The sequence below is a fragment of the Roseomonas sp. TF40 genome (assembly GCF_057219975.1).
Map to the genome: position 1 here is coordinate 610682 of NZ_JBXVVR010000003.1, position 24623 is coordinate 635304.

At 71.6% G+C, this 24623-nt stretch carries 19 protein-coding genes; 9 read left to right on the plus strand and 10 right to left on the minus strand.

Annotation, left to right across the window (positions count from 1 at the left end):
* Positions 1 to 202: 202 nt before the first annotated feature.
* From AC2D9U_RS12805 to AC2D9U_RS12825, 5 genes are all read right to left on the minus strand, one after another.
* Entirely contained in the window at positions 203 to 3709 is a 3507-nt protein-coding gene (locus AC2D9U_RS12805; RefSeq protein ID WP_484749487.1) for a glycoside hydrolase family 99-like domain-containing protein, read from the minus strand.
* Between the two features lie 145 nt (positions 3710 to 3854).
* Positions 3855 to 4736, minus strand: a complete 882-nt coding sequence (rfbA, locus tag AC2D9U_RS12810) for a glucose-1-phosphate thymidylyltransferase RfbA (protein WP_484749489.1) — start codon at positions 4734 to 4736, stop codon at positions 3855 to 3857.
* A complete protein-coding gene (rfbD, locus tag AC2D9U_RS12815) occupies positions 4733 to 5635 on the minus strand; it encodes a dTDP-4-dehydrorhamnose reductase (protein ID WP_484749491.1) in 903 nt (300 codons plus the stop codon). Before rfbD ends, rfbA begins: the two co-directional genes overlap by 4 nt.
* Positions 5635 to 6222, minus strand: coding sequence for a dTDP-4-dehydrorhamnose 3,5-epimerase (gene rfbC, locus AC2D9U_RS12820; RefSeq protein ID WP_484749493.1), 588 nt, complete (start codon positions 6220 to 6222; stop codon positions 5635 to 5637). Before rfbC ends, rfbD begins: the two co-directional genes overlap by 1 nt.
* A 103-nt stretch (positions 6223 to 6325) precedes the next feature.
* Positions 6326 to 7606 (minus strand): glycosyltransferase family 4 protein, encoded by a 1281-nt coding sequence (locus AC2D9U_RS12825; RefSeq protein ID WP_484749494.1) that lies wholly within the window; start codon positions 7604 to 7606, stop codon positions 6326 to 6328.
* A 124-nt stretch (positions 7607 to 7730) separates the two neighbouring features.
* Between AC2D9U_RS12825 and araD the strand changes: the two genes are divergently transcribed.
* Entirely contained in the window at positions 7731 to 9461 is a 1731-nt protein-coding gene (gene araD, locus AC2D9U_RS12830) for an L-arabinonate dehydratase (protein ID WP_484749496.1), read from the plus strand.
* Positions 9462 to 9510: 49 nt separating this feature from the next.
* Here araD and AC2D9U_RS12835 read toward each other — a convergent pair whose 3' ends face one another.
* Positions 9511 to 10689 carry a family 8 glycosyl hydrolase gene (locus AC2D9U_RS12835; RefSeq protein WP_484749498.1) on the minus strand — a complete coding sequence of 393 codons (1179 nt, stop codon included), beginning with the start codon at positions 10687 to 10689 and terminating at the stop codon, positions 9511 to 9513.
* Between the two features lie 88 nt (positions 10690 to 10777).
* Positions 10778 to 11929: a response regulator gene (locus AC2D9U_RS12840; RefSeq protein WP_484749500.1), complete on the minus strand. Its 1152-nt coding sequence runs from the start codon at positions 11927 to 11929 to the stop codon at positions 10778 to 10780.
* A gap of 244 nt (positions 11930 to 12173) precedes the next feature.
* Between AC2D9U_RS12840 and AC2D9U_RS12845 the strand changes: the two genes are divergently transcribed.
* The 8 genes from AC2D9U_RS12845 (at position 12174) to AC2D9U_RS12880 (ending at position 21526) form a co-directional block, all read left to right on the plus strand.
* Positions 12174 to 12956: a response regulator transcription factor gene (locus AC2D9U_RS12845; RefSeq protein ID WP_484749502.1), complete on the plus strand. Its 783-nt coding sequence runs from the start codon at positions 12174 to 12176 to the stop codon at positions 12954 to 12956.
* 330 nt (positions 12957 to 13286) lie between these two features.
* Positions 13287 to 14615 (plus strand): FAD binding domain-containing protein, encoded by a 1329-nt coding sequence (locus AC2D9U_RS12850; protein ID WP_484749504.1) that lies wholly within the window; start codon positions 13287 to 13289, stop codon positions 14613 to 14615.
* On the plus strand, positions 14615 to 16918 hold the full coding sequence (gene xdhB / locus AC2D9U_RS12855; protein WP_484749506.1) for a xanthine dehydrogenase molybdopterin binding subunit: 2304 nt from the start codon (positions 14615 to 14617) through the stop codon (positions 16916 to 16918). The genes AC2D9U_RS12850 and xdhB overlap by 1 nt, the downstream gene beginning before the upstream one ends.
* A gap of 47 nt (positions 16919 to 16965) precedes the next feature.
* Complete coding sequence (gene gnd / locus AC2D9U_RS12860; protein ID WP_484749508.1) at positions 16966 to 17931, plus strand: phosphogluconate dehydrogenase (NAD(+)-dependent, decarboxylating); 966 nt, start codon at positions 16966 to 16968, stop codon at positions 17929 to 17931.
* Positions 17928 to 18428, plus strand: a complete 501-nt coding sequence (locus AC2D9U_RS12865; RefSeq protein WP_484749509.1) for a gluconokinase — start codon at positions 17928 to 17930, stop codon at positions 18426 to 18428. The genes gnd and AC2D9U_RS12865 overlap by 4 nt, the downstream gene beginning before the upstream one ends.
* A complete protein-coding gene (locus AC2D9U_RS12870) occupies positions 18425 to 19330 on the plus strand; it encodes a dihydrodipicolinate synthase family protein (RefSeq protein ID WP_484749511.1) in 906 nt (301 codons plus the stop codon). Before AC2D9U_RS12865 ends, AC2D9U_RS12870 begins: the two co-directional genes overlap by 4 nt.
* A 39-nt stretch (positions 19331 to 19369) precedes the next feature.
* Positions 19370 to 20110, plus strand: a complete 741-nt coding sequence (locus AC2D9U_RS12875; RefSeq protein WP_484749513.1) for a metallophosphoesterase family protein — start codon at positions 19370 to 19372, stop codon at positions 20108 to 20110.
* 3 nt (positions 20111 to 20113) lie between these two features.
* A complete protein-coding gene (locus AC2D9U_RS12880) occupies positions 20114 to 21526 on the plus strand; it encodes a protein kinase domain-containing protein (protein ID WP_484749515.1) in 1413 nt (470 codons plus the stop codon).
* Here the strand turns inward: AC2D9U_RS12880 and AC2D9U_RS12885 are convergent.
* The 3 genes from AC2D9U_RS12885 to AC2D9U_RS12895 are packed head-to-tail and all read right to left on the minus strand — an operon-like array spanning position 21483 to position 24594.
* Complete coding sequence (locus AC2D9U_RS12885) at positions 21483 to 22886, minus strand: M20/M25/M40 family metallo-hydrolase (RefSeq protein ID WP_484749517.1); 1404 nt, start codon at positions 22884 to 22886, stop codon at positions 21483 to 21485. The two genes, AC2D9U_RS12880 and AC2D9U_RS12885, sit on opposite strands and share 44 nt — an antisense overlap.
* Positions 22883 to 23902, minus strand: coding sequence for a ketopantoate reductase family protein (locus tag AC2D9U_RS12890; RefSeq protein WP_484749518.1), 1020 nt, complete (start codon positions 23900 to 23902; stop codon positions 22883 to 22885). The genes AC2D9U_RS12885 and AC2D9U_RS12890 overlap by 4 nt, the downstream gene beginning before the upstream one ends.
* A complete protein-coding gene (locus AC2D9U_RS12895; protein WP_484749520.1) occupies positions 23884 to 24594 on the minus strand; it encodes a creatininase family protein in 711 nt (236 codons plus the stop codon). The genes AC2D9U_RS12890 and AC2D9U_RS12895 overlap by 19 nt, the downstream gene beginning before the upstream one ends.
* Positions 24595 to 24623 lie beyond the last annotated feature (29 nt).

The following is a 24623-nucleotide window of genomic DNA, read 5'->3' on the forward strand; positions in this document are numbered from 1 at the left end:
AACATAACACGGAATCGTGAAGTCCGGCGAGGATGACGAAGTTATTGCAATCCTTGCCTTTTCTGCTCCGGAGTCGCGGTTCCGGGGCGCCCCTGCAACGCTCCGGCGCCCGTGTGAAATCCGCGAAAATCGGAGGGGCGCGAACGAAAAATAAAAATTTGTCTCAAATCTGAATCAGGGCGCCGTGGGCGGCGGGGCGGCCTCAGCGTTTGCGTCGCGTCGCCCCCGATCGGGTCGGAGCGGTCGGTGCCGCCGGCTTGGTCGGCCGGGGCCGACCCCGCGGCGCGGGGGGGGGAGTCGCAACCGGGCCAGGAGGCGGCGGCACGGCCAGGGACAGCAGCGGGAGGTCCGGCAGCAGCACCGGCGATTCCAGCGCCGCGCCGGCCGCGAGCAGGGCAGCGCCTTCAGCAGCAGGTCCCGCGGCCTCCAACGCCGTCGCCAGGGCGGCGCGGCGCCAGAGGGTGCCGGCCAGCGCCGGGGCCTTGCCTGCCGCCGCGAAGGGCGCCTTGGGGTTGGCGGCGAGCGCCGCCGCGGCACGCCGCAGGAAGGCGCCGGAGAGGGTGTGGTCGGGCACCGCCAGCCAGATCAGCCCGGCCGTGCTGGCCGCCAGTGCCGCCTCGGCGGCGGTGGCGGCGCTGGCCGATTCGGGCCCGGGCGCGCGGCGCAGCAGCCGGTGCCAGCGTCGGGCGGCGAGCTGTGCCCCTTCCGCCACCTTCGGATCGGTCGGATCCTCGAGCAGCACCACCTCGCGCACCGGCAGGTCCTGGCGGAACACCGAATCGAGCCGGTGCCCCAGCAGCGCGCCCTGGCCACGCCCGGGCACCACCACCGCGATGTCGGGCAGGCTCGGCAGCACGGCGCCGAGCAGCATGCTCGCCGCCAGCCGCGGGTCGAAGCGCCGCCGGGCCGCGTTGAAGGCCAGGCCGCGCGCGGCCTCGGGCGGCGGGGCGGCGAGGATCGCCCGTGCGGCCTCGGCCATGGCGTCGATGTCGCCCATCGGCACCGCCTGGCCGGTGAAGCTCGCGAGCAGGCCGGGCGTGCCGCCGGCGCCGGCGAAGGCGACCACGGGCAGTCCGGCGGCCACGGCCTGCTGTACCAGCGTGGGCAACGGCGCCTCGCGCGCCGTCAGCGCCAGCACATCGGCGGCCGAGAGCAGCGCGCCGGGCTCGGCCATGTGTTCCACAACCCGCAGCCCGAGCGGCGCCAGCGCCGCGATCTCGGCGCCGAGCCAGCCGCGCAGCGCGGCATCGGGCGCGCCGACCCAGATCGCGCGCAGCCCGGCTTCCTGCGCCCGCAACCGGCGGAAAAGCTGCAGGAAGAGGTCGAAGCCATGCCGCAGGTCGCCCGCCCCGGCGCCGAGCAGCAGCCGCTCGCCCTCCGCGAGCTTGAGCTCGGCGCGCAGCGCGCGACGTGCCGCCGGGTCATGCGGTGCGAGGCCCTCGAGCCCCGGCTCGACCACCGCCACACGGGTCGGCAGCTTGAATTCGGCGGCCAGCGCCAGCGCCACCGCCTCGCTGGGCACGATCAGGCGATCGGCATGGCGCAGCGCCCCGCGCAGCCCGGCCAGCGCGTCGCGCAGGCGCAGCTCGCCGGGCATTTCCTGCGCCAGGACGGCCACGGTCAGGCCCCGCGCATCGGCGGCGGCGGCGATCGGCGCGGCGGCGGCGGAGGTGACCAGCACATGGCGGACGCCATTCTGATGCGCGGTCTCCAGCGCCGCGGCGATGCCGCTGCGCGTGACCGTGACAGGGCCGAGGCGGGCGAATTCCTCCTCCCGCGGGCCGCCGGCCAGCAGCAGCACCTCGACGCGCAGGCCGGTGAGCTGGCGCAGGCCGCGCACCGCCTGGATCAGCCGGGTGGTGGCCTCGGTATCCTCGGCATCCGTGGCCGCCACCAGCAGGGCGGGGCCCTCGGCCGGCTGGGTGCCGACCACGGCGCGGGCCGTGGCGTTGAGGAAGGCGGCGCCGTAATGCAGGTCGGGCTCCAGATAGGCGCCCTCGCACCACTCGTTCCAGGCATTCACGCAGACCAGCGGTTCGCCGAAGAAGGGGTTGCGCTCGGCGCGGTCCACCAGCTCGGCCATCCAGGCCTGGTAGCTGGCGGGCTTCGCGCCATGGATCACCACCGTGCCGTTGCCCTGCTTGCGCGGGTCGTTGTCCCAGCCCGGGACCGCGCATTTGATCAGCGGGAAGTCGGGCTCGGGCTCCTCGAGCGAGGCGCGCACGACCTCATCGAAGGAGAAGACGGTGCCGGTGAAGTCGGGGTCGAGGTAGTCGAGATGCGCGCTGATCGGCGTGGTGCGCTTGGCCAGCTTGTGCGGCGGGAATTCGATGGCGCCGTCGAAGCCGACCTCGCGCGGGTCGATGTCGTCGAAGCTCTGCGCCATGACGAAGACCGGGTCCTCGTTGTGCGTCTCGCGGAAGCGCTTGCGCCAGCCCTCCACGGTCTTCTTCGGCTCGGGCATCAGCCCGGCGCGGTACATCATCAGCACCGGGCGGCCCTGCACGCGGATGTAGCGCGGATCCTTGAAGTGCCGCGCAAGGCTTTCCATCAGCGCGGCCTCTTCCTCGGGCCGGTAGTCCTGGCTCATCAGCACGTCGGATTCGGCGCCATCCCAGCGCCGCGTCCAGTTCTCATTCGCCCACATCAGGGCGAAGGGCATATCGAGCGTCTGGTCCGTCAGGAAGGCGTCCACGGGCTTCTCGAGCAGCCGGTGGCCGTTGAACCAGTACCAATAGAAGATGAAGCCGTGCACGCCGCCGGACTTCGCCATGGCGATCTGCCGGCGCATCACCGAGGCCCCGGCATCCGGCCCGGCCAGCGAGTAATGCCCGAGGTCGCGCGGGATGCGCGGCTGGTAATGCCCGGCGAAGCGCGGCAGGGCGCGGGCGAGATTAGTCCATTCGGTGAAGCCGGTGCCCCACCAGGCGTCGTTCTCGGCGATCGGGTGGAATTGCGGCAGGTAATAGGCCAGCACCTTCGCGCGCGGCACCGCGCCCTCCGGGAGCGGCTGGGGCAGTTCGAATTCCTCGGCCGGGCGGGTGTTGCGGCGGAATTCGCGCGGGATGGTCGGCGTTTCCTGCGGCATGCGCGGATGCACGCCGGGCTCGTGGCGGTGGCGCATCCAGTGCAGTAGGGGCGCTTCCTGCGCCTCGCCGCGCATATGCGCCTTCACGTAGTAGCGGCTGTCGAAATCCGGGTGCGGCTCGCGCCCTTCCTGCCAGCCGATGGTGACGTAGTGCTCGAAGGCGTCGGCGCCCGCGCGGGCCACGTCGCGATAGGTGGAGAGGTAGAAGGCGGCGTCGAATTCCGGCAGGGGCGAGGCGCCGTGGTGGCGTTCGCGCAGGTAGTGGGGCAGGGCGCGGTCCTGCCCGCTCAGCCCCTGCGCGGCGCGATACCAGCCGGCGTCGAAATAGGGGCCGGCGGCGCGGCCTTCGGCATCGCCATGCAGGATGTAGTGCAGCACCGGATCCACGCCGGCCTCGCGCACATCGGCGTTGTGCGCGACGTACCAGGCCGGGTCGAGGTAGAAATTCGGCGCGCGGCCTTCCTTCCAGCCGCGGTCGATGAAGTGCTCCGCCGGGTCGATCCCGGCATGGCCGACATCGACATGGGTCGCGGCGTACCAGGTGGCGTCAAAGATGCCGCTGTCTTCCAGCGCGCGCAGGTCGCGCGCGCGGCGCGCGGCGGGGTCTTCCGCCTGGCTCACTTGTGTTGCACGAAGGCGTTGCCTTCGTGCCCCTCAAGCGCCGGGCGCCGCGCATCCGCGCGGCTTGGCTTCGCCGCATAAGCGGCGGCGCCCGTCCGGGCGCTCGGCCCTTCGGGCCGCAAGCCATGTTTGGCGCATTCTGTCATCACGGATGCTCGCGCGTCAGCAGCGCCTCGAGATAGGTGCCGTAGCCGCTCTTGCGCAGCGGCGCGGCCAGGGCGCGCAGCTGCGCGGCATCGATGAAGCCCATCCGCCAGGCGACCTCCTCGGGCGAGGCGATCTTCTGGCCGGTGCGCTTCTCGATGGCGCGGACGAATTCGCCGGCCTCGAGCAGGCTGTCATGCGTGCCGGTGTCGAGCCAGGCATAGCCGCGGCCGAGCTGCGTCACGCGCAGCGTGCCTTCCTCGAGATAGACGCGGTTGAGGTCCGTGATCTCAAGCTCCCCGCGCGGCGAGGGGGTGAGCCCCCGCGCGATGGCCGGTGCGCGGCCGTCGTAGAAATAGAGCCCCGTCACCGCCCAGTCGGAACGCGGCTTCAGCGGCTTCTCCTCGATCGTCAGCGCCTTGTTGGTGGCGTCGAACTCGACCACGCCGTAGCGCTCGGGGTCGGCGACGCGATAGGCGAAGACGGTGGCCCCGACGCCCGCCGTGGCCAGCCGCGCCTCGCGCAGCCGCTGTTCCAGGTCATGGCCGTGGAAGAGGTTGTCCCCCAGCACCAGGGCGGAGGGCTGGCCGGCGAGGAATTCCTCCGACAGCGTCAGCGCCCGGGCGATGCCGTCGGGCTTCTCCTGCACCGTATAGGCCAGCTTGATGCCCCAGGCCGAGCCATCGCCGAGCAGGCGCTGGAAGAGCGGCATGTCGTGCGGCGTGGAGATCACCATGATCTCCTGGATGCCGGCCAGCATCAGCACCGAGAGCGGGTAGTAGACCATCGGCTTGTCGAAGACCGGCAGCAGCTGCTTCGAGACGGCCAGCGTGGCCGGGTGCAGCCTGGTGCCGGAGCCGCCCGCGAGGACGATGCCCTTCATGCCTGCTTCTCCTTGATGGGCCCGACCAGGATGTCGAGGCAGCGCCCGAGCGAGAGGCGCCAATCGGCGGCGTGGATGCCATGGATGCGCGCGATCTTGCCGCAATCCATGCGCCCATCGGGCGGGCGCACGGCGCGGGTCGGGTAGTCGGCGGTGGCGATGGCAGTCAGCCGCGGCACCTTGTGCCCGCGCGCGCCCGCCTGGGCCAGGATCTCCGCCGTGAAGCCATGCCAGGTGGTGTGCGGCTGGCCGGAGAGGTGGAACAGGCCGAAGGCCGCATCGCCGGCCGGCGCGGCCAGCAGGCGCGGCGCCATCACGGCCACGGCCTCGGCGAGGTCGGCGGCGAAGGTCGGCGCGCCATGCTGGTCGGCGACGATGCGCAGCTCGTCCCGCTCATTGGCGAGGCGCAGCATGGTCTTGACGAAATTGGCGCCATCCGCGCTGCACACCCAGGCGGTGCGCAGCACGACGCTGCGCGGATTGGCGGCCAGCGCCGCCTGCTCGCCCTCGGCCTTGGAGCGGCCATAGACGCCCAAGGGGTTCACTGGGTCGGTCTCGACATAGGGGGCGCCCTTGGCGCCGTCGAAGACATAGTCGGTGGAGAAATGCACGAAGGGCGCGCCGGCGGCGGCGGCGGCGGCGGCCAGCAGCCCCGCACCGTCGCGGTTCACGGCATGGGCGATCTCGACCTGGTCCTCGGCCTTGTCCACGGCCGTATAGGCGGCGGCGTTCACCACCAGATCGGGCCGCGCGGCCTGCATGGCGGCGGCGATCGAGGCGGCCGAGGTGATGTCGAGTTTCGGCGGCTCCAGCGCGGTCACCTGATGCCCATCGGCGCCGAGGCGCGCCATCAGCGCGCGCGCGACCTGGCCCTCGCGGCCCGCGACGAGGACGCGCATCAGAACACCGCCCCGAGATCGGCGATCCCGCCCCAGCGGCGGTCCTTGTCGGAGAGCACGGCGGCGGCCGGGTCCACCCCCCAATCGATCCCCAGCGCCGGGTCATCCCAGGCGAGGCCGGAATCGCAGGGCTGCGAATACAGCCCCGTCACCTTGTAGGCGACCTCGGTATCGGGTTCGCGCGTCACGAAGCCATGCGCGAAGCCGACCGGCACCCAGAGCATCAGCCCGTTCTCGCCCGACAACTCGGCCGCGACATGCTGTCCATAGGTGGGCGAGGCCCGGCGCAGATCGACCGCGACATCAAGGATGCGCCCGCGCAGCACGCGCACCAGCTTGCCCTGGGGGTGGGGGGGCGTCTGGAAATGCAGGCCGCGCACCGTGCCGACCTGGGTGGAGATGGACTGGTTGTCCTGCACGAAGGTGTCGGCGATGCCCACGGCGGCGAAGTCGCGCGCATTGTAGGTCTCGGTGAAGGCGCCACGGGCGTCGGCGAAGCGGCGAACGGAGATCAGCAGCGGCCCTTCGATGGCGAAGCCGCGCGCCTCGACATTCCCGGCGCGGCGCGGCTCCCCGATCGTGGCCATGGCGTCACCCTGCATCCGTGTGGACCTCCGGAAAAACCCGCACTCCCATAATGCAAAGCCCGGCAGGCGGGAAGCGCGCTGAAACCGTTCCGCTTTCCGACGCTCAGCGCGCTGCTTCGGGCTCCGGCGCGGGTTCCCCGCCGGCGGCCAGCTTCTCGATCATGTCGAGCTGCCGGGGCAGGCAGACGGTGCGCAGGTCATAGCGCTCGATCACACTGGCCCGGCCGGCGACGGCCAGATGTTCGTAGCGGTCGCGGTCCGACAGCACCGAGACCACGGTGCGCGCCAGGGTCTCGGGCTCGAAGAAGGGCACCAGCAGCCCGTTCTTGCCATGCGTCACGGCCTCCGCCACCGGCTGGGTGTCGGAGCCGATGATCAGCGCGCCGCAGGCCATGGCCTCCAGCATCGACCAGGACAGGACGAAGGGGTAGGTCAGGTAGATGTGGGCCTGGGTCACGCGGAACAGGTCGTGCAGCGAATCATGCGGCACGCGGCCGGTGAAGTGGATGCGGCTGAGGTCGAGCTCCTTGCCCACCTCCTCCAGCATCTTGGCCTTCCAGCTTTCCGCCCCCTCGGGCTTCTTGCCGTAGGAGACCTCATTGCCGCCGACCACCACGGCGTGCAGGTCGGGCCGCTCGCGCTGGATGCGCACCATCGCGCGCATGAAGCTCGGGAAGCCGCGATAGGGTTCGAGGTTGCGCGCGACATAGGAGATCACCGGGTCGCCGCGGCGGAATTCTCGCCCCTCGGGCGTGCGGAACACGGCCTCGGCGCGGGGCGCGCAGCGGGTGGTGTCCACGCCCTCATGCAGGCAGGACATGCGCGCGCGCGCCCAGGCGGGATAGCGGCTCCATTGCCAGCGCGTCGGGCTCACGCCCCAATCGGCCGATTGCAGGGAGACGAGCTGCGTGGCGTTGAGCGTGCGCACCCGCGCCGCATCGTCGAGTGTCACCTGCTGCGCCGGGTCGAAGCCCAGGTCCTGGCCGGTCGAGGCGTAGAAGAACTCCCAGTAGAAAAGCGTGCGCGCCTGCGGGAAGACATCCTTCAGGAACAGCCCGTCGCCCCAGCCGGGGTGGCAGACGATGATGTCGGGCTTCAGCCCCTTGTCGCGCAGCTGCACCAGCTTGTTGGCGATGTGCTGGCCGCGCCGCGTCGCGGCCTCGAAGGGGCGGAGGTAGCGATGCGTGGCCTCCCCCGCGCCCTTCGGCGCGCCATAGGCGATGTAGTTCACCCCGGGCGCGCTGTAGCCGGGCTTCTCCCCCACGCCATAGACCTTCACGCCCTGGCGGGTCGCCATGGCGGGGGCGACATGGGCGTATTGGCCGGGGAAGTTCTGGTGGATGAACATGGCCGTCAGCGGGCGTTTCGGCAGAAGCAGGGCCATGGGCGTTCCGGATATCGATGCGTTGGAGTGACGGTGGCGGCGCCGCTGCTCCGGGTCAAGCGCCCGGTCTGGCGAAGCGGCGCGCCCGGTGGCAGGCTCCGGCCGGGTTGAGGGAGACAAGGCCATGGGTGCCCGCAAGAAGCCGGAAGAACTGCGCAGCCATCGCTGGTATGGCGTGGATGACCTGCGCGCCTTCGGCCACCGCTCCCGCATGTTGCAGATGGGCTTCTCTGAGGCCGATTTCCGCGGCAAGCCCGTGATCGGCATCATCAACACCTGGTCGGAACTCTCGCCCTGCCACTTCCATTTCCGCACCCGGGCGGAGGAGGTGAAGCGCGGCGTCTGGCAGGCGGGCGGCTTCCCGGTGGAGTTGCCGGCCCACCCGGTGACCGAGCAATACATGAAGCCGACCTCCATGCTCTATCGCAACATGCTGGCAATGGAGACCGAGGAACTGGCCCGCAGCCAGCCCTGCGACGGGCTCATTCTGCTGGGCGGCTGTGACAAGACCCCGCCCGGGCTGGTCATGGGCGCGCTCTCCGCCGGGCTGCCCTTCATCTTCGTCCCGGCCGGGCCGATGAACAACGGCGCCTGGCGCGGCAAGACGCTCGGCTCGGGCTCGGATGCCTGGAAATACCATGCCGAGCTGCGCGCCGGCACGATCACGCAAGAGCAGTGGAAGGACATGGAGGGCGGCATGGCGCGCTCCTTCGGCACCTGCATGACCGCGGGCACGGCGGCCACCATGATGCTGGCGGTGGAGGCGATGGGCCTGACCCTGCCGGGGGCTTCCTCCATCCCGGCCGCCGATGCCGCGCATCCGCGCATGGCGACCGATTCCGGCCGGCGCATCGTCGAGATGGTCTGGGCGGATGAGACGCCGGCCAGCCTGCTGACCCAGGGCAGCATCGACAATGCCGTGGCCGCGACCATGGCCTTCGGCGGGTCCACCAACGCCATCGTCCACATCATCGCCATGGCGCGGCGCGCCGGGCTGGAGCTGGACCTCGAACGGTTCGATGCGATCAGCCGCCGGGTGCCGCTGATCGCCAATCTCCGCCCCAATGGCGACAAGTACCTGATGGCGGATTTCTTCCTCGCCGGCGGCTCGCGCGCCTTCCTCAACCGGCTCGCCCCCTATCTGGACCTCTCCGCGCGCACCGTCTCGGGTGCGACGCTGGGCGAGGACATCGCGGGGGCGGATGTGTTCAACGCCGAGATCATCCGCCCGCTGGACAACCCGTTGCAGGCCGAGGGCGGGCTCGCGGTGCTGAAGGGCTCGCTGGCGCCGAACGGGGCGGTGATCAAGACGAGTGCGGCGGACCCGCGCCTGCTCGACCATACCGGCCCGGCGGTGGTCTTCGACAATTACGCGGACCTCAAGAAGCGGCTCGATGATCCGGCGCTCGACGTCACGGCCGACAGCATCCTCGTGCTGCGCAGCGCCGGGCCGCAGGGCGGGCCGGGCATGCCGGAATGGGGCATGATGCCGATCCCACAGAAGCTGCTGAAGGCGGGCGTGCGGGACATGGTGCGGCTCTCCGATGCGCGCATGTCGGGCACCAGCTACGGCACCTGCGTGCTGCATGTGGCGCCCGAGAGCCATGTCGGCGGGCCGCTCGCCTTCGTGCGGGACGGCGACCTCATCCGCCTCGACGTGCCGAACCGCCGGCTCGACCTGCTGGTGGAGGAGGCCGAGATGGCGCGCCGGCGCGCCGCCTGGGTGCCGCCCGCCCGCCGCTACAGCCGCGGCTGGACCTCGCTCTATCTCGACCACGTCACCCAGGCCGATGAGGGCTGCGATTTGCGCTTTCTCGAGGCGGGCGCGGCGACGCCCGAGCCCGACATCTATTGAGGAGGGGCGTGGCCGGATTCAGCCCTCCGGTGCCCGGCGCTGCGCGCCTTCACCCCCGGCGCACGGGGGTGGCGGCGGCATCCGCCATCAGGTTGCGCGGGTTCTCGCGCAGCGCGAGCCGGGCGAGCATGGCCAGCGCGGCCGAATAGTAGTCGCCGCTCGCCGCCACGCCCGGCAGCGGGTTGGCGATGATGCGCTGCCAGCCCACCGCGGTGGAGACATCCGCCACCGCCACCATCCCCGGCGAGGCCGTGTAGGGCGAGATCTGGCCGCTGCGCAGGTCCGTCCAGGCCGGGCGCACGGCGAGGCCCGGGTCGTTCCAGAAATTCACCGCTGCGCGCAGCGCCGATTCCTCCTGCATCCCGGCCCAGGCCAGGTGCAGCGGCACGCGCACCGCATCGAAGGAGAAGCGCGCCGGCCAGCCGGCCGCGGGGCGCATCACGCTGCCCTGGCCGCGCGTCAGCTCCACCCAGTCGGCGGGCAGGCCCCAGCGGCCGTAGCGCATGCCGCGCATCATCGCCACGCCATCGCCCATCACCCGCTGCCAGGCCCGGTCGGGCACGGCGCGCGCCAGGGCGAACAGGGCCGGGAAGGCGTAGTAGGAGGGGTTGACCACCACCCGGTCGGGATGGGCGAAGCCATCCGCCCCGGGCAGCAGCACCGTGCGCCCGCCGACCTCGACCACCAGCCGGCGCAGGATGGCCTGGCCGATGGACTGGCCCTCGCGCCGCCATTCCGGCTCGTTCCAGCGATCGGCGCCGCGCAGCAGCGCCCAGGCCAAATAGAGGTCGCCGTCGGTGGCGTTGTTGGGGTCCTCCACCGGGTTGCGGGCGTTCGGCCGGAAGCGCCAGGCATAGAGGCCATCGGGGCGGCGCAGGTTGCGTCGGGCCCAGTTGTAGAGCCGCTCGAAGGTCGCACGGTCGTCATGCGCCTCGGCGAAGAGCATGCCATAGCCCTGGCCCTCGCTGTGCGAGATGCCCTGGTTGCCGGTGTCCACGACCCGGCCCTCGGCGGTGATGAAGCGGTCGCGGAAGTCGCGCCACTGGCCGAGCGGATCGTCGGGCGCGGTGACCGCCGCCTGGCGCGGGGTGTCCCAGCCGCAGGCGGGCAGGGAGACCAGCGCGGCGGTGGAGATGGCGAGCATCGAGCGCCGGCCGAGCGTCAGGCGCGGCAGCAGCGGGGTGTCGGTGGTGGTGTCCTCGGGCGGGGCGGCAGAGACGGCGAGCATGGTCGGGGCTCCTGTGCTGCGGGCGAAGGTCGGGACGGCGGCGGTCTCGCCGCGGCGGGGGCGTGGGGTTGGGGCGGTGTTCGGCATGTCAGGCGGCGCCCAGCACCAGGCGGGCGCGCAGCCCGCCATCGGGCAGCAGCCAGGCATCGAGCCGCCCGCCGCTGATCGCGGCCAGGCGCCGGGCGATGGTGCAGGTCAGCAGGCTGTCCACCGCCGGTTCGGCCGGGCGGGCCGAGACCCCTTCCGGATGCAGGGTCATCTCCAGCCGGGCCGTGCCCGCGCCGGCATCGATGGCGAGTTCGGCGCGCAGGGCGGAGACCTCGTCCCGCTGGGCGCGGGCGGCCAGCAGGCCGAAGGCCCGGGTCAGGCGCGCCAGGTGCAGCTGATAGGCCGGCGTGGCATCGGGCTGGAGGATGATCCGGCGGCCACAACGGATCCCCTGGTCCTGCAGCTTCGCCGCGATGGCGGCCGCCAGCGCCTGCGCCGAGACCGGCAGCAGGTCGCGCCCCTTGTGGCCGCGTTCGAGCGTGGCAAGCTCGATGACCTCGTCCACCAGCGCGATGATCCGGCGGATCTCCCGTTCCTCGGTTCGTTCGGCGGGGGCGCGGCCGAGCAGGGCGTGCAGCGGCTGGCGGATCTGCCGGGCCAGGGTGGCGAGGCTCTCGCCGTCGATTGCCCGTTGGGTGAGGGTGTGCAGCAGCGCCTCCGCCGCGGCGGCGGGGCCGGGGGGCGGGGCCGGCGGGTGGTCGAGCGGCGGTGCCAGGCCGAGGGCGGCGCGGCGGCGCTGGGCGGCACTTTCCAGGGCCTCCTGCACCATGCTGGCCAGGCGCGCGCCACGCATCGGCTTGGCCAGCATCCCGAAGGCGCCGATCCGCTCGGCTGCCAGACCATGGGCGGGGGTGACGTAGCCGCTGATGAGCATGACCTCGAGCGCATCGGCGTTGTCGCGGCCGGAAAGGGCGGCCTGGGCAAGTTCCAGCCCGTCCATGCCGGGCATCCGCAGGTCCGTGAGCAGGGCGCCGACATCGGGCCGACCGGCCAGGATGCGCAGCGCCGTGGCGCCATCGCCGGCCGCCAGCACGGCCATGCCATGATGGGTGAGGCTGGAGCACAGTTCCTCGCGCACCTCGGCCTCGTCATCCACGACAAGCACCGCGAGGCTGGGCAGTTGGGCGCGGGTCAGCGCCTCGGGCGAGAGGGTGAGGCGATGGGGGCCGCCGAAGCCGATCGTGACGTTCATCGAGGCATCTCCGTCGGGAGGGTCCGAGAGGGGGGTCACGGGGCCGAGGCCGGTGAGGCGGCTGCCCCGTGACTGTGCATCGATGAATGGGCGGTTAACGCGTCGCCGTGTTGTCGTGTGTGGTGTTAATGGATCGTCAACCTTCGTCTCATGCGACTCGACGTAGACGCAGGTCCCGCGGTAGATGCTTCTGTCGAGCAAGGTCTCTGCGATCTGAGACGACTTCCGTCCGGGGAGACGATGGATGACGGCAAGGACAGTGGCGGCCGCGCCCGCAGCGCCTGTGCAGGCCTCGCGCCTGGACGATGTCTACGCCCCCGGCAATGCCGCGGCGCTGACGCCGCTTGTGCTGCTGGCCGATGACGAGCGCGAGTTGACCGACGAGATGGCGGCCTATCTGGCCCGCTACGGCCTGCGCACCCTGGTTGCCAATACCTTCCAGGCCGCGCTGGCGATCCTGGACACGCACCGGCCGGACGCCATCATCCTCGACCAGCGCCTGGGCCCGGTGGACACGCTGCCGCATCTGCCTGAACTGCGCGCGCGCACCGATGCGCCGATCCTGATCGTCACCGGCAATCGCGAGGAAACGGACCGCGTGCTGGGCCTCGAACTCGGCGCCGATGACTTTCTTGTAAAGCCTGTCTCGGGTCGTGAGTTGGTGGCGCGTCTGCGCGCGCGCATCCGCCGCCCCAACCATGCCGCCGTGCCCCAGGCCGCCCCGCGCCGCGAGCGCTGGCGCCTGCAGCCGGTGGAGCGCCGGCTGATGCGCCCGGACGGCACGGCGTTGGAACTGACGACGGCGGAATTCGACCTGCTCTCGGCGCTCGCCGCCATGCCGGGCGAGGTGCAGACGCGCGAGGCGCTGACCCAGACCGTCTTCCGCCGTCCCTGGCGTGTCGGCGACAGGGCGGTCGACAATGCGGTGCTGCATCTGCGCCAGAAGCTCGCCCCCGAGTTGGGCGAGCGCTGCATCGTGACGATCCGCCAGGTCGGCTACGTCTTTATTGGTTTCCCGAACTCATGAAATGAGACCAACCCTCACGGATCTGTGAGATGTATCGCAATACGCCCCATGTCTCACGACACGGGGCTTTTTTATGCCTCCAGATACAACTCACGCGCGTGTGATCGGCTCGATCACGCCGCCGTGACTTACGGCGACAAACACCCAGCCTCACGCTTTCGTGGCGACATTTTGCGGCAGATCGGCCCGGGCCGGGTTTCTGTCGCCGACATGTCGGCGACGCTGGACCGCGGCGCGGGGTTTGCTTAACTGCTTGTCATGAGCACGACCCCAATCTCCTTTGTTCTCAATGGCGAAGCCCGCGCGCTCCCGTCCGGGACATCGCCGACAATGTCGCTTCTCGACTGGTTGCGCGGTCCGGGCGGCTGCACCGGCACGAAGGAGGGCTGCGCCGAGGGCGATTGCGGCGCCTGCACCGTGGTGCTGGAAGCCCCCGACGGCGCCCGGATTCCGGTGAATGCCTGCCTCACCCTGCTCGGCCAGGTGCATGGCCGCGCCATCCGCACCGTCGAGGGGCTGCGCCAGGCGGGTGGTGCGCCCCACCCGATCCAGACCGCCATGGCCGAGAGCGACGGCACGCAGTGCGGCTTCTGCACCCCCGGCATCGTCATGACCGCCTGGGCGCATGCCCAGCAGGGCGGCGAGGTGCATGAGGCGCTGGCCGGCAATCTGTGCCGCTGCACCGGCTACCGCCCCATCCTGGAGGTGTTCGAGCGCCTGACGCCCGAGACCCCCATTCCCCCGGCGCTGCCCGCCCCAATGGCCGCGACCTTCGAGGCGCCGGACCAGTCCTTCCACCTGCCTGACACGCTGGCCGAGCTGCTGCGCCTGCGCGCCCTGCTGCCCCAGGCCTGGCTGCTGGCCGGCGGCACCGATCTCGGCCTGCGGATCTCAGACCATCGGGAGAAGCCCGGGGCGGTCATCTGCCTGCTGAACGTGCCCGAATTGCACGTCCTGGAGGCGCGGCCCGAAGGCCTGCGCATCGGCGCCGCCGTCTCCTACGCAAGGCTGCTCGATCTCTGCCGGGCCGAGCCGGGCTTCGCGCCGCTGGCCGGGCTGCTGGCGCGGCTGGGTTCGCGCCAGATCCGCGGCCTCGGCACGCTGGGGGGCAATCTCGGCACGGCCTCGCCGATCGGCGATGCGCTGCCGCCGCTGGTGGCGCTCGGCGCGCGCGTGATCCTCGCCTCGGCGCGCGGCCAGCGGGACATGCCGGTGGCCGAGTTCCTCACCGGCTACCGCAGCAACGCCCTGGCCGCAGATGAGATCGTGCAGGAGATCCACCTGCCGCGCCCCGCCCCCGGCGCGCTCTTCGCCTGCGAGAAGATCAGCAAGCGCCACGACCAGGACATCTCGACCGTCGGCGCCGCCCTGCTGGTGGAACTGGCGGAGGGGCGCGTCGCCACGGCGCGGCTCGTCTTCGGCGGGGTCGGCGCCACGGTGGTCCGCGCCCGCGCCGCCGAGGCCGCGCTGCTCGGCCGGCCCTTCGACGCGCCGAGCCTCGAGGATGCCTGCGCCGCGCTGCAGCGCGACATCGCCCCCCTTCCCGACTGGCGCGGCACCGCTGAATACCGGAGCGCCGTGGCGGCGGGGCTGCTGCGGCGGCTGCATCTGCGCGCCACGCGCCCCGGCCTGCCGGTCGATGTGATGGAGATCGCGTGATGGATGGCTCTCTTCCCCGCAAGGGCGCCGGCGCGGCGCTGCGGCATGACAGCGCCCTGAAGCACACCACCGGCGAGGCGCGTTTCGCCGACGACCTGGCCGAGCCCGCCGGGCTGCTGCATGCGGCCCTCGCCCTCTCGCCTGTCGCGCATGGGCGGCTGCTGGGCCTCGATCTTGACGCCGCGCGCGCCTTCCCCGGCGTGGTCGCCGTGCTCGGCCCGTCCGACATCCCCGGCGCGAACGACATCGCCCCGATCGGGCGCGGCGAGCCGCTTTTTGCCGAGGACATCGTGCAGTTCGCCGGGCAGCCGCTCGCCATGGTGCTCGCCACCACGCGCGACGCCGCCCTTCTCGCCGCCGCCGCCATCAAGCCGCAGATCGAGGCCTTGCCCGCGGTCCTGTCGGTCAGCGAGGGGCTCGAGCGCGCGCAATACGTGATCGAGCCGATGGTGATGAAGCGGGGCGACGCCGCCGCGGGCCTCGCCGCCGCGCCGCGCCGGATCGAGGCGGAGTTCACCCTGGGCGGGCAGGAACACTTCTATCTGGAAGGCCACATCGCCATCGCCACGCCGGGCGAGGATGGGGAGATGCACGTCCTCTCCTCCACCCAGCACCCGAGCGAGGCGCAGCACATCGTCGCCCGCGTGCTGGGCTGCGACTACAACCGCGTCACCGTCGGCTGCCGGCGCATGGGCGGCGGCTTCGGCGGCAAGGAGAGCAATGCAAGCTGGGTCGCCGCCGCGGCGGCCATCGGCGCGCGCGTCACCGGCAGGCCCGTGAAGCTGCGGCTCGCGCGGCGCGCGGATATGCTCGCCACCGGCAAGCGCCACCCCTTCCTTTATAGATGGACGGCCGGCTTCGACGCGACCGGGCGCATCACCGCGCTACGCGCCTTGCTCGCCGGCGATGGCGGCTGGAGCACCGACATGTCGGGCGGCGTGGTCTGGCGCGCCGTGACCCATGCGCTGAATTGCTGCCATGTGGCCGATGTCGAGGTCACGGGCTGCGCCGTGCGCACCAACATGCAGTCCCACACCGCTTTCCGCGGCTTCGGCGGCCCGCAGGGGGCGATGCTGATGGAAGACGTGGTGCACCGCGTCGCCGCCGCCTGCGGCCTGCCGCCCGAGGAAGTCCGCGCGCGGAATTTCTGCGGCGTGGGCGGCAATGGCGACGAGACCCCCTATGGGCAGAAGGTCGAGGGCGATTTGATCGCCCGCGTCTGGGCCGAGGCGCGGCGCGATTCCGAGTGGGATCGCCGCCGGGCCGAGATCGCGGCCTTCAACGCCACCCACCCGACGCTGCGGCGGGGGCTGGGTTCCATGGTGCTCGCCTTCGGCATCTCCTTCGGCATCATGCACCTGAACCAGGCTGGCGCGCTGGTGCATGTCTATGCGGATGGCTCGATCCGGCTGAACCATGGCGGGACCGAGATGGGGCAGGGGCTGTTCATCAAGGTCGCGCAGGTGGTCTCGACGGTGTTCGGCGTCGATCTGGAGCATGTCGCGATCACCGCCACGAGCACGGCCGAGGTGCCCAATACCTCCGCCACCGCCGCCAGCACGGGCAGCGACCTCAATGGCTGGGCGGCGCATAACGCGGCCATGACGATCCGCGACCGGATGGCGGAGGTGGCGGCCAAGCGCTTCGGCATCGCGCCCGGCGATGTGGTCTTCGCCGAGAACCGCGCCTGGGCCGAGCGGGTGGGGGCCAACCTCTTCCTCGATTTCGGCGAGCTCGCGAAGCTCTGCTACCTGGAGCGGGTGAGCCTCTCCGCCACCGGCTTCTACAAGACGCCCGAGATCCATTGGGACCGCGCGGCGATGCGCGGCGCGCCCTTCTTCTACTTCTCCTATGGCGCGGCGGTGAGCGAGGTGATCGTCGATACCCTCACCGGCGAGCACCGGTGTCTCCGCACCGACATCGTGCAGGATTGCGGGCGTTCCCTGAATCCGGCGGTGGATCGCGGCCAGATCGAGGGCGCCTTCGTCCAGGGCATGGGCTGGCTGACCTGCGAGGAGCTTTGGTGGGACGCGCAGGGAAGGCTGCGCACCGTCGGGCCCTCCACCTACAAGATCCCCGGCTCGCGCGACGTGCCGCCGGTCTTCAACGTCCGCCTGCTGGAAGGCGCCCCGGCGCGCAGCGAGACCATCTTCCGCTCCAAGGCGGTGGGCGAGCCGCCGCTGCTGCTCGCCATCAGCGTCGCCAATGCGCTGAAGGACGCCATCGGGGTGGAGGCGCTGGACCTGCCCGCCACGCCCGAGCGCGTGCTCATGGCCTGGAACCGGCGCGCCGGCTTGTCCTGAATCGCCCGCCCGCCCATGCTCCGCCCGAAGCGGGGGGAGTGGGCGTGATGCGGCTCGGAATGGTCGGCCTGGGGCGGATGGGCGGCAATCTGGTGCGGCGGCTCGCCCGTGCGGGCATCGGCTGCGTGGTCTGGGACCGCGACCCGGCCGCCGTCGCCGCCCTGGCCGCCGAGGGGGCGGAGCCGGCGCGCGACCTCGCCGACCTCGTTGCCCGCCTGCCCAGCCCCCGCGCCGTCTGGGTGATGCTGCCGGCCGGCGAGGCGACCGAGGCCGCGATCCAGCAATTGGGCGGGCTGCTCGCCGCCGGCGATGTCGCCATCGATGGCGGCAACGGCATGTGGAAGGACGCGATCCGCCGCGCCGAGCATCTGCGCGCCAAGGAGATCGACTTCCTCGATATCGGTACCTCGGGCGGGGTCTGGGGCCTGGCGCGCGGCTATTGCCTGATGATCGGCGGCCCGGCCGGCCCGGTCGCGCGGCTCGACCCGATCTTCGCGGCCCTTGCCCCGGGCGAGGCCGCCGCGCCGCCCACGCCGGGCCGGGCGGAGGGGGCGGATCCGCGCCCGCCCCAGGGCTATGTGCATTGCGGGGTGAATGGCGCCGGGCACTTCACCAAGATGGTCCACAACGCCATCGAATACGGGATGATGCAGGCCATGGCCGAGGGTCTGGAACTGCTCAAACAGGGCGGTGGCGGTCCCGCGCCGCTGGCGCTCGACGTGCCCGACATCACCGAGGCCTGGCGGCGCGGTTCGGTCGTGGCCTCCTGGCTGCTGGACCTGACGGCGCAGGCGCTGGCGGCGGATGGCGACCTCTCGGGCTATTCCGGCCGGGTGGGCGACAGCGGGGAGGGGCGCTGGGCGGTGCAGGCGGCGATCGAGAGCGCGGTGCCGGCGCCGGTGCTCTCCGCCGCGCTGTTCTCCCGCTTCCGCAGCCGGCAGGAGGGGCCCTTCGCGGATCGCTCCCTCTCGGCCATGCGGAATGCCTTTGGTGGGCACCTCGAACCAAAATGAGCTTTCTTGTTGTGGTCATGGGGGTAAGCGGCGCGGGCAAGAGCACCGTGGGCGCGCGGATCGCCGCCACGCTCGGCCTCACCTTCCGTGACGCCGATGACTTCCACCCGCCATCCAACATCGCGAAGATGTCGCGCGGCGAGGCGCTGAACGATGCCGACCGCGCGCCCTGGCTGGACGCCATCGGCGCGCATCTCGCGGCCCATGCCGGCACGGGCTGCGTCGTCACCTGCTCGGCGCTCAAGCGCGCCTATCGCGACCGGCTGCGCGCCGCCGCCCCCGCCACGCGCTTCCTGTTCCTCACCGGCGACCCCGCGCTGATCGCCGCGCGGCAGGAAGCGCGGCAGAACCACTTCATGCCGGCCAGCCTCGTCGCCAGCCAGTTCGCCACGCTCGAGCCCCCCGCGCCCGAGGAGGGCGCCATCGAACTCGACATCGCCGCCCCGCCCGAGACCCTCGCCGCCCTGGCGATCGCCGCCCTGAGGACCAGCCCATGAGCTTCCACGGCATCTACCCCATCCTCTACGCCTATTTCGGCCGCGACGGGCGGCTGGACGAGGCGGCGATGCGCAAGCAGGTGCGCTGCTGCCTCGCGGGCGGCGCGCAGGGCATCGCGGTGCTGGGGCTCGCCACCGAGGTGAACAAGCTCAGCCCGCCCGAGAAGCGCGAGGTGGTGCGCTGGGCGGCGGAGGAGATCGCCGGGCGCGTACCCCTCGCCGTCACCGTCGCCGAGGCCACCGCCGAACAGGCCGCGCGCTTCGTGCTCGATGCCGAGAAGCTGGGTGCGAATTGGTGCATCCTGCAGCCGCCCCCGGTGCGCGGCCTGCCCGAGGCCGAGTACATCGACTGGTATGGCCGCGTGGCCACGCTGGTCGCGCGCCGCAGCGCCATGCCGCTCGGCATCCAGAACGCCGCCGCCTATATCGGCGTCGGGCTCTCCGCCGGCGGCGTCGCCGCCCTCGCCGAACGCCACGCCAACATCACGCTGATCAAGGCCGAGGACAGCGCCGTCGATGTGCAGCGCCTGGTGGAGCTCACCAAGGGCGGGCTCACGGTGTTCAACGGCCGCGCCGGGCTCGAGCTCACCGATTGCCTGCGCGCGGGCTGCGCGGGGATGATCCCCGCCCCTGAATGCGCCGACATCCAGGCGCGCATCTACACGCTGATACAGGCGGGCGATGAAGCCGCGGCCGAGGCCGAGTATCGCCGCATCCTGCCGATGATCGCCTTCGCCATGCAGGGGGTCGCCATGTTCCTCTGCTACGGCAAGCGCATGACCGCCTGGCGCATGGGGCTGCCCGAGATCACCGAGCGCGCGCCCAGCCTGCGCCCGACCGAATTCGGCTTGGCCTGCGCGCGGCGCTTCGCGGATGCGCTCGGCCCCTATCCGGGTGCCTGAGCGGGTGCTTCACTTGGCGGGCTGACCACCGGACCCGTCATGCGCATCGCCCTGCTTTCCGACATCCATGCCAATCGCGAGGCCTTCGAGGCCTGTCTTGCGGACGCCATGCGGCGCGGCGCGCAACGCTTCGTGCTGCTCGGCGACCTGGTGGGCTATGGCGCCGAGCCCGGCTGGGCCATCGCCCGCGCGCAGGAACTGGCCAGCCAGGGCGCGGTGCTGATCCGCGGCAACCATGATGAGGCCGCGGCCGACCCCCGCGGGGGCATGAGCGCGAATGCCGCGCTCGCCATCGCCTGGACGCGCGCCGCCCTCGATGAGGCGCAGCGCGCCTTCCTGCGCCAATTGCCGATGGAGGTGGAGGAGGAGGACCGCCTCTACGTCCATGCCGACGCCTCCGCCCCCGCGCGCTGGCACTATGTGCGCGATGCCGAGGATGCGCGGCGCAGCCTTGCGGGCACGACGGCGCGCGTGGTGATCAGCGGGCATGTCCATGTGCCCGCAATCTTCGCGCTGACCGCCACCGCCAAGCTCGTGCCCTTCCGCCCCGTGGCCGAGGCCCCCGTGCCGCTGCTGCGCCCGCGCCGCTGGCTCGCCGTGCTGGGCGCGGTCGGCCAGCCGCGCGACGGCAATCCGGCCGCCGCCTGGAGCCTGCTCGACAGCGCGACGCAGCAGATCACGCTGCACCGCGTGCCCTACGACATCGAGGCCGCGGCCGCGAAGATCCGCGCGGCAGGGTTGCCTGAGGCGCTCGCCGCGCGCCTCCAGCACGGGGTCTGAACCATGCCCGCGCGCAACCTCAGCGAAGGCCGGGTGGTGGAGGGCTTCACGGTCGAGAGGAAGCTGCATGTCGGCGGCATGGCGGTGCTCTGGCAGGTGACGCATCCCGACCATCCGCGCCCGCTGGTGATGAAGGTGCCCCGCCTCGCCGAGGGCGAGGACCCGGCCGCCATCGTCTCCTTCGAGATGGAGCAGATGATCCTGCCGCGCCTGACGGGGCCGCATGTGCCGCGCTTCATCGCCAATGGCGGCTTCGAGACGCAGCCCTACCTGATCATGGAACTGGTCGAGGGGCCGAGCCTGCTCGCGGAAGCCGAGACCGCGCCGCTGGCGCCCGCGCGCGTCGCCGAGATCGGCGCGATGGTGGCCGAGGCGCTCGATTCCCTGCACGGCCAGCATGTGGTGCATCTGGACGTGAAGCCGGCCAACATCCTCCTGCGCGACGGCATGGCGGTGCTGGTGGATTTCGGCCTCTCCCACCACACCGAACTGCCTGATCTGATGGGCGAGGAATTCCGCCTGCCCTACGGCACCGCGCCCTACATGGCGCCCGAGCAGATCATGCGCCTGCGCAGCGAGGCGCGCAGCGATCTCTTCGCGCTCGGCGCCATGCTCTACATGCTCGTCACCGGCCTCACGCCCTTCGGCAATCCGCAGCGCATCGGCGCCTTGCAGAAGCGGCTGTGGTGGGACCCGCATCCGCCGCGCGAACTGCGCCCCGAATGCCCCGAATGGCTGCAGGAGATCATCCTGCGCTGCCTGGAAGTGCAGCCCGAGCGGCGCTACCCCACCGCCGCGCAACTCGCCTTCGACCTGCGCCATCCCGACCAGGTGCCGTTGACGGCGCGGGCGAAGAAGCTGCGGCGCGATCCCTGGACGGCGCGCATCCGCAGGCGCTTCCACCCCGACCACAAGCCGCGCTTCACGCGCAACGCCGGCGCCGCCGCGGGCATCGACAACGCGCCCATCGTCGTCGTCGCCGTGGATGTCACGGACCAGGAGAACGCGCTGGGCGCCGCACTCCGCAGCACGCTGCGCAACATCCTGGCCACCCTGCCCAAGGCGCGCATCGCCTGCGTCAACGTGCTGCGCCACAACATCATCTCGCTGGACACCACGCTGGACGACCAGGGCCGCAACAAGCATGTGCAGCGGCTGGTGGAGCTGCAGCACTGGGCGGCGCCGCTGAAGCTGCCCGAGGGGCGCATCACCTTCCACGTGCTGGAGGCTGGCAACCCGGCCGCGGCGATCCTGGAGTATGCGCGGGCCAATCGCGTGGATCACATCGTGCTCGGCGCGCGCACGGCCTCTTTCAAGCGCAAGGTGCTGGGCAGCGTCTCGGGCGAGGTCGCGGCCGAGGCGCCGTGCAACGTCACCGTCGTGCGGCTGCGAAATCCCGCTTCGTCAGAGGGCTGAGGGCGCGCAGCAGCGCGACCCAGGCGTGAAAGCCCTCGCCGATGGAGGTCTCGCGCCAGCATTCGTTGGGCGCGTGGAAATCCTCATCTGCCGTGGCGAAGGAGAACATGACGGTATCGAGGCCGAGCACCCGCGCGCAGATGTCGGTGAGCGGCAGCGTCGCACCCATGCGCACGCGGATCGGCGCGACACCCGTGCTCTGCGCCAGCGCAGCCTCGGCGGCCCGCAGCAGCGGATGGTCGGGCGCGACCTCGGTTGCCTTGGTGCCGTCGCGCGCGGCGCGCACATCCAGCGTCACCATCGGGCCAGCCTGCGCCTTGAGATGCGCGGCGAGCGCGGCGGTGACATGCGCCGGATCCTGCCCCGGCACGAGCCGCGCGGAGAGCTTGGCATGCGCGCTGTCCGGGATCACGGTCTTGCCGCCCGCGCCGGTATAGCCGGACCACATCCCGTTGATGTCGAGGGTGGGCCGCAGCCAGAGACGTTCGAGGAATTCGGCGTTGCTGTGGCCGCTCGGGATGCGCCCGATCGAGGCGTCATGCGCGGCGACGTCATAGGGGATTCTCGCCAGCGCCGCGCGCTCGGCCTCGGTGACGGGCGGGATGCCGTCATGGAAGCCGGGGACGGCGATCTCGCCCTGCGCGTCGCGCAGCGTGGCGAGCAGGCGGGCCATCTCCTGCGCCGCGTTCAGCGCGACGCCGCCATAGCGCCCCGAATGCAGATCCTTCGCCGCCGTGCGCAGCGTGATCTCGAGCGCAGCAAGGCCGCGCGTGGAGATGGTCATGGTCGGCATGTCGGCGCGCCAGCGCGCCCCATCGGCGGAGAGCACCGCATCGGCGGCCAGCAGATCGCGATGCGCCTCAAGGATCTTCGCGAGGGTGGCGGAGCCGATCTCCTCCTCGCCTTCCAGCAGGATCGTGACGTTGACGGGAAGCCTTCCCTCAACTGCGAGGAAGGCGCCGAGCGCCTCGATGGCGAGCAGCGAAGGCCCCTTGTCGTCCGACACGCCGCGCCCGTAGAGCCGGCCTTGGCGCGCCGTCAGCGTGAAGGGGGGCGAGAGCCAGGGGCCGAGCGGGTCGGGCGGCTGCACGTCGTAATGGCCATAGACGAGAAGCGTCGGCGCCTCCGCGCCCGCGCCATGCCAGCGCGCGGTGACGGCCGCATGCCCGCCGGCGCCGATCTCGGCCACGCCCTCGAAGCCCAGCGCGGCGAGGCGCGCGCGCCACAAGCCCCGCGCGGCGGCCATGCCCTCGGCATAGGCGGGATCGGTGGAAACCGAAGGACAGGCCACAAGCTCAGCGAGGCGCGCGACAAACCCCTCGCGCCCGGCGAGCAGATGGTCGAGGACCGCGTCGTTCATCGGATCGCGGCCAGCAGCGCGGCGAAGGTCTCGGGCGATTGGGCGCGGCGGCCTTCCTCGATATCCGCGATCAGCCGCCCCACGGCGCTGAGCGCCGGCGTGGGAATGCCGTGCTCGGCGGCGAGCCGGGGGACGATGTTGAGCTGCGCGCCGGCCTCGGTCTTGCGCTTGCGCACGGCGAGGTCGCGCCAGATGCCCGAATGGGTCTTGGCGCCAACGGCGGTGTAGTCGCGCAGCCAGTTCACCACGGTGATGGCTTCGGAATCCGGCCGGCCGGGCGCGAAGGCCATGGGGTGGAATTCGCCGAAGCCGCGCGGGGTGACGCCGCGGGCCAGCGCGGTCGCCACAACCTCCCGCCCCAGCGCCAGCCAGGCGGGCATGCGCGCGGGATCGGCGAAATTCTCGGTCATCGAGTCATGCGTCAGCGCCGTGCCGAACAGCATCGCGCCATAGGCCATCTTGCCCCAGAGATAGGCCCAGATGTCGGGCACGAGGATGGCGTCAGGCTCGAACTCCCGTGCGAGCGCGTGCATCTCCTGCGTGCGCGCGCGGGTGCTGCCATCGATCTCGCCGACCACCAGCGCGCCGCGATTGCCGTAGAGGATCTCGCCCGGCCCGTGCCAATCGGCGCCGAAATTCACGAAGCAGCCCATGGTGCGCTCGGGCCCCACGGCCTCGGCGATGGTGAGTTCGTTCAGCCCGTTCTGCGCGGAGAAGACGAAGCCATCCGCGGCGAGGTGCGGCGCCAGCGCGCGCATCGCCTCCGCCGTTGCCTGCGCCTTCACCGCGAGGATGATGCGGCGATAGGTGCCGGTGAGTTCGGCGGGGGTGACGGCGGGGATCACCTGCGTGAATTCGGTGACGGGGCCGAAGATGTGCAGGCCGCGCGTGCGGCAGGCCTCGACATGCTCGGCGACGGTATCGACCAGCAGCACGTCATGGCCCGCACGCGCCCAATGCGCGCCCATCGTGCCGCCGATGGCGCCCGCGCCCCAGATCAGGATGGTGTCGGCCATGGTCCCTCAAGCGCTTCGCGCGTCTCGGCGACGCCGCTGTTCCAGATCGTCTGCATCACGTCATCGGGCATCTGCCAGGGGCCGCCGAAGGAACCATCGCCCAGCATCGCCCGCACCTTGTCCGGCGGGCTCGCCTTCATCAGCGCCATGTCCACGCCTGGCTTGCGGCCCTCGGGCGCGGGGGCATGGGTGAGGCGCGTCCAGGGGAAATTCTCGAACCAGTTGCCGTGGCTGGCCGAGGGATCGACGGCCAGCGCCGCCGCCCAGGTGCGGGGCGCGTTGTACCAGTTGTGGAACTTGATCGAGAGCTCGGGCCGCTCCGTCATCATCTGCTGCGCCAGCGCGCCGACCGGCGCATTGCCGCCATGCCCGTTGACCAGGAGGATGCGGCGGAAGCCCACGCGCGCCACGCTCTCGATCAGGTCGCGCGCCACGGCGAGCAGGGTTTCCACCCGCAGCGACACGCTGCCCGGATAGGCGGCGAAATAGGGCGCGAGGCCGAAGGGCATCGCCGGATAGACCGGCACGCCGAGCGGCGCGGCGGCTTCCACCGCGACGCGCTCGGCCAGGATCGCATCGACGCAGAGCGAGAGCTGCGCATGCTGCTCCGTGCTGCCGAAGGGCAGCACGCAGCGGTCATCGCGGCGGAGATAGGCCTCGATATCCGCCCAGCTGCTGTCCGCGATCCTCATCGGATGCTTCCTGCGCGGCCCGATTCAGA

Bases quoted from the DNA above. Each gene is read 5' to 3' on its own strand.
- rfbA (WP_484749489.1), bottom strand. From the start codon at position 4,736: ATGAAGGGCATCGTCCTCGCGGGCGGCTCCGGCACCAGGCTGCACCCG.
- rfbD (WP_484749491.1), bottom strand. From the start codon at position 5,635: ATGCGCGTCCTCGTCGCGGGCCGCGAGGGCCAGGTCGCGCGCGCGCTG.
- rfbC (WP_484749493.1), bottom strand. From the start codon at position 6,222: ATGGCCACGATCGGGGAGCCGCGCCGCGCCGGGAATGTCGAGGCGCGC.
- AC2D9U_RS12825 (WP_484749494.1), bottom strand. From the start codon at position 7,606: ATGGCCCTGCTTCTGCCGAAACGCCCGCTGACGGCCATGTTCATCCAC.
- araD (WP_484749496.1), top strand. From the start codon at position 7,731: ATGGGTGCCCGCAAGAAGCCGGAAGAACTGCGCAGCCATCGCTGGTAT.
- AC2D9U_RS12835 (WP_484749498.1), bottom strand. From the start codon at position 10,689: ATGCTCGCCGTCTCTGCCGCCCCGCCCGAGGACACCACCACCGACACC.
- AC2D9U_RS12840 (WP_484749500.1), bottom strand. From the start codon at position 11,929: ATGAACGTCACGATCGGCTTCGGCGGCCCCCATCGCCTCACCCTCTCG.
- AC2D9U_RS12845 (WP_484749502.1), top strand. From the start codon at position 12,174: ATGACGGCAAGGACAGTGGCGGCCGCGCCCGCAGCGCCTGTGCAGGCC.
- AC2D9U_RS12850 (WP_484749504.1), top strand. From the start codon at position 13,287: ATGTCGCTTCTCGACTGGTTGCGCGGTCCGGGCGGCTGCACCGGCACG.
- xdhB (WP_484749506.1), top strand. From the start codon at position 14,615: ATGGATGGCTCTCTTCCCCGCAAGGGCGCCGGCGCGGCGCTGCGGCAT.
- gnd (WP_484749508.1), top strand. From the start codon at position 16,966: ATGCGGCTCGGAATGGTCGGCCTGGGGCGGATGGGCGGCAATCTGGTG.
- AC2D9U_RS12865 (WP_484749509.1), top strand. From the start codon at position 17,928: ATGAGCTTTCTTGTTGTGGTCATGGGGGTAAGCGGCGCGGGCAAGAGC.
- AC2D9U_RS12870 (WP_484749511.1), top strand. From the start codon at position 18,425: ATGAGCTTCCACGGCATCTACCCCATCCTCTACGCCTATTTCGGCCGC.
- AC2D9U_RS12875 (WP_484749513.1), top strand. From the start codon at position 19,370: ATGCGCATCGCCCTGCTTTCCGACATCCATGCCAATCGCGAGGCCTTC.
- AC2D9U_RS12880 (WP_484749515.1), top strand. From the start codon at position 20,114: ATGCCCGCGCGCAACCTCAGCGAAGGCCGGGTGGTGGAGGGCTTCACG.
- AC2D9U_RS12885 (WP_484749517.1), bottom strand. From the start codon at position 22,886: ATGAACGACGCGGTCCTCGACCATCTGCTCGCCGGGCGCGAGGGGTTT.
- AC2D9U_RS12890 (WP_484749518.1), bottom strand. From the start codon at position 23,902: ATGGCCGACACCATCCTGATCTGGGGCGCGGGCGCCATCGGCGGCACG.
- AC2D9U_RS12895 (WP_484749520.1), bottom strand. From the start codon at position 24,594: ATGAGGATCGCGGACAGCAGCTGGGCGGATATCGAGGCCTATCTCCGC.